General features: G+C 64.9%; 11 protein-coding genes. 8 read left to right on the top strand and 3 right to left on the bottom strand.

The genetic code is table 11. From position 1 onward, the window contains the following. Positions 1–3: 3 nt before the first annotated feature. The 3 genes from NBT82_RS00750 to aldA form a co-directional block, all read right to left on the bottom strand. Positions 4–429 (bottom strand): VOC family protein, encoded by a 426-nt coding sequence (locus tag NBT82_RS00750; RefSeq protein WP_256476659.1) that lies wholly within the window; start codon positions 427–429, stop codon positions 4–6. A 159-nt stretch (positions 430–588) separates the two neighbouring features. Beyond that, complete coding sequence (locus NBT82_RS00745) at positions 589–1,011, bottom strand: VOC family protein (protein ID WP_251329683.1); 423 nt, start codon at positions 1,009–1,011, stop codon at positions 589–591. Positions 1,012–1,081: 70 nt separating this feature from the next. Further along, positions 1,082–2,536 (bottom strand): aldehyde dehydrogenase, encoded by a 1,455-nt coding sequence (gene aldA, locus NBT82_RS00740; protein WP_251329682.1) that lies wholly within the window; start codon positions 2,534–2,536, stop codon positions 1,082–1,084. A gap of 156 nt (positions 2,537–2,692) precedes the next feature. On the opposite strand from aldA, the gene NBT82_RS00735 reads away from it, so the two are divergent. The 8 genes from NBT82_RS00735 to NBT82_RS00700 all read left to right on the top strand — a co-directional run bounded on the left by NBT82_RS00735 (position 2,693) and on the right by NBT82_RS00700 (position 12,277). Continuing rightward, positions 2,693–3,463, top strand: a complete 771-nt coding sequence (locus NBT82_RS00735; RefSeq protein ID WP_251329681.1) for an SDR family NAD(P)-dependent oxidoreductase — start codon at positions 2,693–2,695, stop codon at positions 3,461–3,463. Positions 3,464–3,782: 319 nt separating this feature from the next. Continuing rightward, positions 3,783–4,877: a zinc-dependent alcohol dehydrogenase gene (locus NBT82_RS00730; protein WP_251329680.1), complete on the top strand. Its 1,095-nt coding sequence runs from the start codon at positions 3,783–3,785 to the stop codon at positions 4,875–4,877. A gap of 129 nt (positions 4,878–5,006) precedes the next feature. Next, on the top strand, positions 5,007–6,629 hold the full coding sequence (locus NBT82_RS00725) for a TCP-1/cpn60 chaperonin family protein (RefSeq protein ID WP_251329679.1): 1,623 nt from the start codon (positions 5,007–5,009) through the stop codon (positions 6,627–6,629). Positions 6,630–6,711: 82 nt separating this feature from the next. Beyond that, entirely contained in the window at positions 6,712–7,950 is a 1,239-nt protein-coding gene (locus NBT82_RS00720; protein WP_251329678.1) for an MFS transporter, read from the top strand. Positions 7,951–8,044: 94 nt separating this feature from the next. After that, complete coding sequence (locus NBT82_RS00715) at positions 8,045–8,461, top strand: cupin domain-containing protein (RefSeq protein WP_251329677.1); 417 nt, start codon at positions 8,045–8,047, stop codon at positions 8,459–8,461. 337 nt (positions 8,462–8,798) lie between these two features. Next, positions 8,799–10,316, top strand: a complete 1,518-nt coding sequence (locus tag NBT82_RS00710) for an ABC transporter substrate-binding protein (protein WP_251329676.1) — start codon at positions 8,799–8,801, stop codon at positions 10,314–10,316. Between the two features lie 108 nt (positions 10,317–10,424). Continuing rightward, positions 10,425–11,381, top strand: coding sequence for a carbohydrate ABC transporter permease (locus NBT82_RS00705; protein WP_251329675.1), 957 nt, complete (start codon positions 10,425–10,427; stop codon positions 11,379–11,381). Next, a complete protein-coding gene (locus tag NBT82_RS00700; protein ID WP_251329674.1) occupies positions 11,381–12,277 on the top strand; it encodes a carbohydrate ABC transporter permease in 897 nt (298 codons plus the stop codon). The genes NBT82_RS00705 and NBT82_RS00700 overlap by 1 nt, the downstream gene beginning before the upstream one ends. Positions 12,278–12,279: the final 2 nt, after the last annotated feature.

Here is a 12,279-nt window from a genome sequence, read left to right as displayed (position 1 = left end):
CGGTCAGTCCATCTCCTCGACGAGTTGCAGGTAGATGCCGCGACTGGTGTCGGGATCCATGTCGATCAGCTTGCAGTCGGGGAACGTGGGGGCCACGATGGGCTCGTCCCACTCGCGCTGGATCCCCTTCTCGGATTCGCACCGCTCGACGGCGGCCTCGATGTCGTCGACTTCGTAGGCGACGTGGTTGAGGCCGTTCCCCTGCTCTTCGAGGAACTCGTCCATCTCGGCTTTGATGTCGGTGTCCTCACCCATCGGTTCTTGAACCTCGATGTAGACGCCGCCGACATCGTACACCGCCGCCTTGTATCCGTCGTCGGGCATCTCCCGGTAGTCCACCTTCTCCATCTCGAGGACGTCACCGAAGAACGTCTGATACGAGTCGAGGTCGTCCACGGTATAAGCTACGTGGTGCACTTGCTCGAACATCACTCCCACTGTCTGTATCTCGTCTAATCAAGCTACCGGACTGACACGCCTCACGATCGGGAGACGGGACGCCGCGGCGGCGGGAGAGCGGTCGAAAAAATGGTGGCGGGGTGGAATCACGGCGACACGGCGCCGTGTCCGGCGCAGCGGCCGGAGGAGTTACTCGGAGAGCAGTTCGACGATGTTACCGTCGGGATCGTGCATGTAGGCGACTTCCGCGCCGTTCGCGAGCGTCTGGGGCGGATTGACGAACTCGACCTCGTCCGAGAGGTCCTCGTAGACGGCGTCGATATCGTCGACTTCGAGACAGAAGTGTGCGGCCCCGACGTCGTTGTTGGAGACGCCTTCGTTCGCGTCGCCGCCCGGGGGTTCGTGGTATTCGAGCAGTTCGACGGCACAGCCGTCCGCGTCGAGGAACGTCAGGTCGACGTCGACGCCCTCGACGCCGACGAACTTGCTGAACTCCTCGCTCGCAAAGGAGAGGCTGTCCATCTGTTCCATACCGAGCGTGTCCCGGTAGAACTCGAGCGCTTCGTCCATGTCCGATACGGTAACGCCGTAGTGGTGGGATGTTCCGATCATGTTGTCGTGTCGTGGATAGGTTCGCTGTCGGTCGGTCGTGGTCGTCGGTCGGTGCGGTTGGCTCGCGCGCTCACGAGTAGTTGTGGTAGACGGTCTTCAGTTGGGTGTACTTGAGGAAGCCGTACTTGCCGTCCTCGCCGCCCATGCCGGACTCGTTCCAGCCGATGTGGTGGGCCTGCCAGGACTCCCCCAGCGTCCGGTTGATGTACGTCTCGCCGAACTCGAGGTCCTCGGCGGCACGCATCGCGACCCGGTAGTCGTTGGTGAAGAGGTACGCGGACAGCCCGTACCGGGAGTCGTTGGCGTACTCGATGGCCTGGTCGAGGGAGTCGATCTCCATGATCGGGGTCACCGGGCCGAAGACCTCCTGTTGCATGATGTCCATGTCCTGTTCGACGCCGGTGACGACGGTCGGCTCGTACCAGTATCCCCGCTCGAACGCCTCACCCGAGGGTTCGCTCCCGCCGAGACGGACCTCGGCACCCTGTTCCCGGGCACGCTGGACGGCCGCCTCGGTCTTCTCGAACTCGCGTTCGTTGACCTGTGGACCCATATCGGGGTCGTCCTCGGGCGGGCCGACGCTGATCTCCCGGGCCGCGTCGAGGTACTTCTCCTCGAACTCCTCGCGGACGCTAGAGTGGACGTACACGCGCTCCGCGCACGTACACACCTGTCCGGTGTTCGTGATGCGGGCGGTCAGGACGTCCTCAACGGCCGCGTCGATGTCGGCATCCTTCCAGACGATAGCGGGGGCCTTCCCGCCGAGTTCGAGCGATACCTCGGTGAGGTTGTCGGCGGCCTGACGCATAATCTGCTTCCCGGTCTCGACGTTGCCGGTCATCGAGATCATGTCGACGTCCGGCGAGGTCACCAGTTCCTCGCCGGTCTCGCCGGCGCCGAGGACGAGGTTGAACACCCCGTCCGGGAGGTCGACGTGTTCGTCGATGAGTTCGGCGAGGCGGATCGTCGCCATCGGGGTGACCTCGCTCGGCTTCGCCACCAGCGCGTTCCCGGCGGTCAGCGCCGGCGCGAACTTCCGAATGAAGACCGCGATGGGGTAGTTCCACGGGATGATGCCAGCGACGACGCCGACGGGTTGTCGCTGCAGGTGGATGCTCTCGTCCCGGCTGTCGCCGGGGAGGATGTCTCCCTCGATCCGTCGATCCCACTCGGCCATGTACTCCGCGAGATCGGCCGAGGCTGCGATTTCGCCCTCGGCGACCGAGCGGGGCTTCCCCTGCTCCTCGACGAGGAGACTCGCGAGTTCGTCCTGGTGGGCGAGCAGTAGGTCCGCAACCTCGCGGACGAGATCCCCACGCTCCTTCGCCGGACGTCGCCCCCAGTCGACCTGTGCCTGGTTGGCGGCGTCGATCGCCTCCCGAACCTCCGCTGGGGTCGCGTTCGGATACTCCTCGAGCACCTCTTCGGTCGCTGGATTGCGAACGGCAGTGTAGTCGGTGCCGGCGGAGTCTCGCCACTGGCCGGCGATATAGTGCCCTCCGGGTTGGGGATGTTCGGCTGACATCGTCCAAATGGGGAGCAGCCTCTCTAATATAGTTTGCCATGACACGCCACGCCACCGGTCGACCGTCCGCGGGGCGGGCCGACGACGTCGCGGAGGCCGGACGCCCGTCGCCGCGAGACCCCCACAATTAATACCACGTCACACGCCACTGCGGGTATGGGTTCTCGATTGGCCGGACGGACGGCTATCGTCACCGGTGCAGCGCAGGGAATCGGTCGGCGGATCGCCGAGGAACTCGGGACCGAAGGGGCCGACGTGATCGTCGCGGACATCGACGCCGCGGCGGCGGCCGACACCGCCGACGAGTTCGAATCGTCGGGGATCACGGCCACCGCGGTCGAGTGTGACGTCTCGTCGATGGCGGACGCGGAGCGACTCGTCGAGCGGACGGTCGAGGAGTTCGGAAGCCTCGACATCCTGGTCAACAACGCCGGCATCTCGCGTGGCGAGCGCTTCCAGGACATCACGCCCGAGGAGTGGCAACAGGTCATGGACGTCAACCTGAACGGCGTGTACAACTGCTCGGTCCAAGCGGCTCCGGAGATGGCCGAGGCGGACGGCGGGCGGATCCTCAACATCTCCTCGATCGCGGGCCAGAACATCAGCTACGAGGGGCCGGCGAACTACACCGCCTCGAAGTGGGGTGTCATCGGCCTCACGAAACACATGGCGTGGGACCTCGCCGAGTACGGCATCCGCGTCAACGCGCTCTGTCCCGGCGGGACGCTCACGCCGCTCATCGAGGAGTTGACGACGCCGGAGGAGCGCAGCGAGACGCGAGAGAAGATCCCGCTCGATCGCTGGGCGGAACCCGAGGACCACGCCGACGCGGCGCTGTTTCTCGTCTCCGACCGATCGTCGTACATCACCGGGACGACGCTGACCGTCGACGGTGGCCTCACCCTCGGCATCCGCCACGAAGTCTGACATCCTCCCACGGCTAAAGGCGTGGGGTTCCCGACCACAGGCCGGGCAGTCCACGGCGGGAGGTTCCCCACTCGTACGCGGTGGGGTTGTGGGCCGTGCCAGTACGGCCCCCGACCGAGATAGCGGGCTTCATCTACCCCCGCGAAGGGTGCGTATCCTTACCTCGGACTCGGCGCCACGACCGACGAGCGCCGACATAATCAACGTTTCGCCGGCTGTCGGCTTCATCCCACCCCTGAAGGGGGGCTTTCGCCTCGAAATGCTGTAATCGAAGTCCCCCGCGGAGGGATTTATTACAGAGGGCGTGTCACGGGCATACATGCCAGCGAACGAGACGACTGAGTCGATGGTGCTGTCCGACGCGGAAACGCTCGAACTTCGCGAGTTCGAGGTCCCGGACGTCTCGGCGGAGGGCGCGCTCCTCGACGTCGAGATGACGTCGGTCTGTGGGACCGACATCGGCCTCTACTCCGGACAGGAGCACTTCTCCAACCTGCCGCTCGTCATGGGTCACGAGGTCGTCGGCCGCGTCGTCGACGGGGCCGAGGAGAGCCTCGCGAAGATGGGCGTCGAGGTCGGTGACCGCGTGATGCCCGAGCCGTACGTTCCGTGTTACGACTGTGAGTACTGCCAATCCGGGGACTACCACATGTGCGAGGAGAACCGGTGTTTCGGCGTCTCGATCAGCTGTTCGGAACCGCCACACCTCTGGGGCGGGTACGGCGAGTACATGTATCTCCCGCCGAACACCCGCGTCCACGCGGTCGACGAGGCGACGCCGGCGAAGGCCGCCTGTCTCGGCTCGGTGATCGGCAACGGCGTCCGATGGGTCGTCGAGAAAGGCGACGTGGATCCGGGAGACGACGTGGTGATCATCGGCCCGGGCGCTCAGGGGCTCGCGTCCGTCGTCGTCGCGGACGAGGCGGGCGCGGACCCGATCGTCCTCGCCGGCCTCTCGACGGACGGCCATCGGTTCGACGTCGGCACGTCGCTCGGCGCGACGGACACCGTGTTCGTCGACGAACCGAACACCGAAGAGCGGATCGACGACCTCACCGGGGGTGACGGCGCGTCGGTCGTCGTGGTGACGGCCCCGTCCTCGCAGGCCATCCAGCTCGGCCTGTCGGTCGTCGAGCCCAAGGGACGGGTCGTGCTGCCGGGACTGGTCGGGGAGACGACGGAGATAGACACCGACAGCCTCGTCCACGACGAAGTCATGCTCATCGGCGGTCGGGGGCAGGCACTCAACGTCGAACGCGCGATGGACATCGTCGCCAGACGGGGCGAGGACATCGCGGCGATCAACACCCACGAGTTCGCGGTCAGCGACGCCGAGACGGCGATCAAACAACAACTCCCCGGCGACGAGTTCACGCCGGATATCACCCACGCGGTGCTCACCCCGGAAACCTGATCGGGGGGACGAGCGGTCGGCCGCCGGTCGAGTCGTCCCCTCGCCGCTCCAGTCTCGGACCCGACACGCGCCGGCCCGGCGCTCGGCGTGTCCGAACATACAAATGGTTCGGTGTCCTCGGCCCGGACGATGAGTGAACGAGAGGTAAATCGGATCTCGTCGGCGGAACGCATCGAGGCCGACGACTTCCAGGAGGCAGCGTTCGGAGCCGTCCGTTCCCTCGGGGACATCGTCCGGGCAACCTACGGGCCACACGGACGGGACAAACTGATGGTCGACCCGCACGGCGACGGCTTCGTCTCGAATCAGGGCTCCGACATCCTCCATCGCCTCGACGTTCGCGATCCGGTCGGTGGAATGCTCGTGGACGCGTGTGGGGACGCCGACCGCCTCCCCGATGGGTCGACCTTCGGGGTCCTGCTCGCCGCGGCACTGATCGACGAGGCCGAGGAACTCGTCGAACGAGGGGTATCTCCCGTCACGGTCGCACGGGGGTACGAACGGGCGGCGACGACCGCGGTCGAAGCCCTCGACGACGTGGCGCTCCAACTCGAACGGACCGATCGGGAGCGATACGCACTCGTCACCACCGCGATCAACGGCCGGTTCGTCGACTCGCAGATCGATCACCTCCGGCAGGTGTCCATCGACGTCGCCAGCGTCCTGGCTCCGGACTTCTCGCTCGACGACGTCCACTTCGAACAAGACATCCGACTCGGGATCGACCAGTCGCGGGTCATCCAGGGGACGATCCTGCGCAGCGACGTACCCCACGACGGGATGCCACAGGACGTCGTCGATGCGGACGTCCTCCTGCTTTCCGACCCGGTCTCCCGACTCGACGTCGAGGATCTGAGCGCGATCGACGGGGTCGACGTCTCCGGACCGGAAGCGATGAGCGCGATCAGTGACTCCCGCGACGAGCAGTACGAGGCGGCTCTCGGAACGCTCTGTGACAGCGGAGCGGACGTGGTCGTCTGTGCGGGACACCTCAACGGTGAGACCCTCGCCGCCCTCGCGGACGCCGGGATCCTCGCGTTCCACCAACTCACGGACGAGAAGTTCGACCGCGTCCGTGCGGCGGTAGGAGGGGACGTCGCCGCACCGGGCGGTATCGCGGACGCGACGCTCGGTCACTCGGGGCGGGTGACGGTGACGGAACTCGGCTCGGGATCGATCAAGGGTACCCTGTTTGCCGACTGCGCCGATACCGACATCGCGTCGGTCGTCGTCAACGCGGGGACGGCGACCGGCGGCGATCTGACCGAACGCATCCTCAAGCAGGGGATCGGGGCGCTGGCATCCGTGTCCGCCGATCCGCGTGCGATCCCCGGCGGCGGCGCGGCGGAACTCGTCGCCGCCAGTGGCGTCCGGGCGTCGGCGGCCGAGACGGCCGGCAAGAAGCAACTGGCCGTCGACGCGTTCGCCGAGGCGCTGGAGACACCGGTCGCACAGTTGATACGGAACTCGGGGTACGACCCGCTCGACGTACTCCCCCGTCTGCGAAGCGACCACGACGCGGGCGAGCGCGACGCCGCGCTCGACGTCGACACCGGCGAGGTCACGTCGGCATACGAGACCGGGATCATCGAGCCCATCGGCATCAAACGGCTCGCGCTCGACACCGCGACGGAGTTCGCGTCGTCGGTGCTCCGCACCGACGCGATCCTCCCCCGAACGGGAGGAGACGATACGAACCTCCAGGAACACGCGCCAGCCACCGAGGACATGTGGGGACCTGAAGACGCCTGAACCGTCGGCAGCACGCTCTTCGAGGCCGTACCGACGCCGTGACGAACGCGGCGCGCGACACGACACACCTGTCACCCAGAGAATGACGGACCACTCAGCCACGAACACGGAGACGGACCGGGAACCGCTGTTGACCGGCTACCCCGGACGGCTCCTGACGTTGATCCTCGTCGGGACGGTCGCCGCCTTCGTCGGGCGAAACATCTTCGGCCCCTTGCTGCCGGCGATCATCGAGACGCTCGACATCACGTCCGCCGAGGCAGGAATCGCACTCACCGTGATGTGGGCCTCGATCGCCCTCACGCAGTATCCCGGCGGCCTGTTGTCCGACCAGCTATCGTACAAGACGGTGCTGATCGGGGCGATGGCGGTCATGTCGACCGGGTTCGTGCTCCTCACGCAGGTCACGACGTACGCCGGGTTCGTCGGCGGCCTCGTCGTGATGGGCCTCGGAGCCGGACTGTTCACGCCGTCTTCGTACGCACAGCTCGCGGCTCTGTTCGACGCGCGCCGGGGACAGGCGTTCGGCCTCTACACGTCGTCGATCGACACGGGCACGTCGCTGTCTGGCGCGCTCGCGGTTGGGGTCCTCGCCGTCACGACGTGGCGGGTCGGCGGCATCACGGTCGCGACGACGTGGCACGTCTCGTTCGTTCCGGTCGTGATCGTGCTCGTCGGCGTCGCCGCGGCGCTCCACGTCCACCACCGGGGGACCTACGAAACCGGCATCCGAGGATGCGAACTGAACGTGCGGGGGACCGTCTCGCGGATCCTGGGGAATCCGCTCGTCCGCTGGACCGTCGTGGCCTACGTTATGTACAGTTTCATCTTTCAGGGCATCCTGGGGTTTCTCCCAGCGTTTCTCCGGTTCGGGAAGGGCTACCCACAGACGTTCGCGAACAACGCCTTCATCGGCTTTTTCATGATCGGTGCGGTCGCCCGCGTCGTGGCGGGGGCGCTCGGCGACCGGATACGGCATCTTACGGTCGCCATCGGGTCGGCGCTGGTCGGGATGGCGGGACTTCTCGTCCTGTTCGTCGCGGAATCGTCGGGACCGGTCCTCGTCGGTCTGGGACTGCTCGCGGTAGGGATCACCGGCTTTCCGCCCGTCGTCAACGCGTATCTCATGGGCCTCTTTCCCGACGCGAGTATGGGTGGAGACTACGGCGGCACCCGAACGCTCCTCATCTTCCTGGGGAGTCTGGGACCGACGTACATCGGCACGGTGGCGCAGGCGTTCAGTTACGAACTCGCCTTCGCGGCGCTCCTGCCGTTCTTTCTCGGTAGCACCGCGTGTCTCTGCTGGCTCCGGGTGCAGTGACGTCCCCGTCGGCCGGGCCAGTCGGGGCGTCGACGACCGATCACGTCGATGGACAGTCGTTAACACGGTCCGTTCACAAACGGAATCCGGAGCCATGGATCACTCGCAGTCGTACCACCTCTACGACGTCGACGAACCGGAAGTCAGAGACCGCCTCGGGATCGACATTCAGTTCCTGATGAACGTCGATCAGGGCGACACGCAGATGTTCGATCAGGGGATCATCACCGTCGATCCGGGGGAATCGGTCACGCCGCACGTCCACCGGTATAGCGGGGAGACCTTCTATGGACTCGACGGCGAAGGTGAGATCGTCGTCGACGGCGAGTCGGTGCCCTGTCACGCCGACGACCACCTCGTGTTCATTCCGCCGGGAGTGCCACACTACCCGCGGAATCCGGCGGACCGTGACGGGCCGTTCCGGGCGATGTTCATCCACTCGCCCGCGGTCCTGAACGGGGATACGTACACCGTCGACGAGGACGGGAACCCGGCGGACCTCGAAAAGTAGCCGTTCGGCGTGCCGCGAAGGGAACTCGGCGGGTCCCTCCCTCGGCCCGCCCGAGCGACCGTGGATTCGGAGGCCGACCGACGACCCCCGTCCGGTACTGGTCAGAACGGATCGGGACCGTTTGAGACATCTCGAACGCCCCGGCGTCTCGGAGTCCCCAGATTTTTCGCTTGTTTGACTACTACTTCTCCCGTCCCGGCCGACGAGATATACATTGTATTTTATCACTACATATCGCACCCTAAAATAATAGTTATTTTTTTATAACAACCTCACTATCGTTGTTCCGAAGTGTGAAAGCCTGCCACGAACGGGAGTCACACATAGCGAGCAACCTATGACAGATCAGCCAGACTCGGTAGACGACGTGATGAATAGTCCGGAAGGAAGCCAAGCGGAAGAGGACCCCGAGCGGCGGGACTTCCTGAAAGGGGTTTCGGCCGCTGCCGCGGGCGGCGCCACGATGCTCGCCGGTTGTTCCGGCGGCGGTGGCGGCGGTGGCGACGGCGGCGACGGCGGTGACGGCGGTGACGGCGGCGGCGGTGACGGCGGTGACGGCGGTGACGGCGGTGGCGGCGACGGTGGCGGCTCCTCCACCAGCGAGACCGTCCACTTCATCTCGATGGAGCAGTCCCCGGCGTTCAAGGAGTTCTGGAACAAGACCGGGAGCCAGTTCGAGGAACAGACCGGCACGTCGGTCAACGTGACCTACGCGTGGGACACGGGATACAACAAGCGGATCGCCCAACTGCTCCAGGCGGGTGACCCGCCGGACGTCATCAACCTCGAGGAGTTCAACGTCGGTCAGTACGTCACCCAGAACCTGCTTGCCGACGTCACCGACGTCGTCGACGACTTCAAGGAGAAGACCAACTTCCCGAGCCAGTACCGGATCAAATACGAGGGCGGCGATCGGTGGTTCCCCTCGTTCTGTGCTCCGAACGTTCGGTGGTACCGCGGCGACGTCATGGAGGAAGTCGGCTTCGAAGGCTCCAGCGCCCTCGGAACGCCGACCACCTACGAGGAGTGGGGCGACTTCATGCAGACCGTCGACGAGGAGAAAGACGACATGGCGGGCGGGAGCATCGCCACCGGGGCGACGTTCCTGGGGACCAACACGACGCTCTGTCACATCTGGGCGAGCGGTGCCCGGACCACCCAGTGGGCGAGCGACAGCAACGAACAGATCGAGGCCGCCCTGCCCGATTACAAACAGGAGATCAAGGCCTCCCTCGACTACCTCAAGGACTTCTACGAGTACTCCGCCGACACGGCGAACTGGAGTTGGACCGAGACGACCGACGCCTTCGCCAACGGCGACGTCGGCGAGAGCTTCTACGGCGGCGCTCGCCCGCAGGTGCAGGCACACAAGCGCGGCCGGTCCTGGGCGCAAGACGTCACACTCGGGCCCTTCCCCAACAACCCCGACGCCGACAACGACGTCGACTACACCTTCCCCTCCGGCTGGGGGATCATGGATGGCGGCCAGGCGACGGAAGCCGCCAAGGAGTACGTCTCGATGATCATGATGGACGACGACCTCCTCACGGAGTTCTACCAGATCACGCCGGTGCACAACGCGCCGCTGAGCGAGTCCCGGCGTGACCCGTCCCACCCGATGTGGGACGTGGACCTCGTCAACAATTCCATGACGTCGGAGCAGATCGGGTTCTACCTCGACCAGATTCCGAAGGGACAGCCGATCGCCGCGGAGACCCAGCCGCCGAACTACAAGGCCTCCTCGGCCTTCACGACCTTCGGCCTCGGGGACCTGGTGTACGAGTACGTCAACCAAGGCAACTCCCTGGACAGCGCTATCGAGGCCGCAGTCACCCAGATGCAGGGCGCCCTGTGAGACTGGCCTCACGCAGTCCTCCCGCGCGCTGACCGAAGCGTTACCACAAATTTTTATTGTGAATATCGACAACCAACCCCACGTGTCCGATAACCACACACACAAAGCATGAGTACATTACAAGACACAGTTAATAACTGGTTCAGAATACCGAAAAAATCCTGGGATGGACTGCTCGAAAGCCTGTTTGGGGACAAGAAGGCCCTCATCGGGTTGACCGTCGGGCCAGCCGCGCTGTTGATGTTGTTCGCGTCGTTCCTGCCGATCCTGTGGGCGCTCAATCTCAGCCTCTACGACGCAGGCGCCCTGTCGCCGACGTGGACGTGGGTGGGTATCGAGAACTACATCGGCGTGCTGAACAGCCCGTCTTACTGGAACGCGTTCTGGCGCAGCGTCTCGTTCGGCTTCGGCTCGGTCGCGCTCCAGCTCGTCATCGGCGTCGGCACGGCGCTGATGCTCTCGCGGGAGTTCCGGGGCGTCGTCCTCGCGCGAGCGATGATCTTCCTCCCGTATCTCATTCCGACCGTGGTGGTCGGGATGGTGTTCCGGCTGATGCTCAACGGGAACTACGGGATCATCAACGTCTTCCTCGTCGACATCGGGCTCATCAACCAGCCCATCGGATGGCTGTCGTCGGGTGACATCGCCCTGCCGACCCTGATCGTCGCGAACTCCTGGAAGTTCGCCATCTTCATCACGATCATGGTGCTGGCCCGGCTACAGTCGATCCCCAACGAGTTCTACGAGGCGGCCACGATGAACGGGGCGGGGCCGCTCCGGAAGTTCCGGGACATCACACTTCCCCAGATCAAGGGCGTCATTCTGCTCACGCTGCTGCTGCGGGGCATCTGGATGTTCAACAAGTTCGACATCATCTACATCATGACCACCGGTGGCCCGGGATCGGCGACGACGACGCTCCCGATCTACATCTTCGAGGTGGCGTTCCTCGACTTCAAACTCGGCCAGGCCGGTGCGATCGCCGGGACGCTGTTCGCGTTCCTCGGGGCTGGCGCCATCGTCTACTTCGTCGGCTTCAACCCCGCTGAGGAGGTGGGTCGCTGATGGTATTCACCGATAGGATCTCGAACCGGATCCAGTCGACCCTCTCGGGAATCCTCCCCTACCAGGAGCGCCTGCAGGTGAGGAAGGTGGCGCTGTACGCCGTCGTCGTCCTGACGTGTGCCGTGATGATGTTCCCGATGTACTGGATGCTGGTGGCGTCGGTCCAGCCGTACGACCACATCGTGCGGACCCCGACGTGGTTCCCGACGCAGGTGCTCGCCGCCCTGCAGATCGACGCGTACATCAGCGTGTTCGCCGACCGTAACTTCGAACGCTGGTACTTCAACAGCGTCCTCGTGGCCGTGATCGCGATCGTCTCGACCGTGGGCGCGTCCACGCTGGCGGGCTACGGCCTGACCCGGGTCCAGTTCCGCGGCCGAAAGAACTTCGCCCGGCTGATCCTGTTCAGCTACATGTTCCCGCCGATCCTGCTGGCGTTCCCGCAGTACCAGATCTGGCGGCGGCTGGGCCTGCTGAACAGCTACATCGGGATCAGCGTCGCTCACATCGCCATTTCGTTGCCGTTCGCGATGTGGATGATGTGGAAGTTCTTCCAGACGGTCCCCATCGCGTACGAGGAGGCCGCGTGGATGAACGGGGCCTCACAGTTCCACTCGTTCAAGGACGTGGCGATCCCGATGGCGAAACCCGGAATGGTCGCCGTGGCCATCTTCACGTTCGCAGTTAGCTGGAACGACTTCACGATGGCGACGATCCTGCTCCCGGATAGTTCCATGCAGACACTGCCACCCGCAGTCCAGACGTTCGTCCAGCAGAACTACGTCTACTGGGGGCAGATCATGGCGGCGTCGACGCTGATGTCGATCCCGCCGTTCCTGTTGGTGTACAAGTTGCAGGAAAGCATCCTCGAAGGATTCCGCACCGGAGGACTCTAACA

Origin of the sequence: Haloplanus sp. HW8-1 (genome assembly GCF_023703795.1) — an archaeon.
Lineage (GTDB): Archaea > Halobacteriota > Halobacteria > Halobacteriales > Haloferacaceae > Haloplanus > Haloplanus pelagicus.
This window is presented reverse-complemented; position numbering and strand designations above follow the sequence as displayed.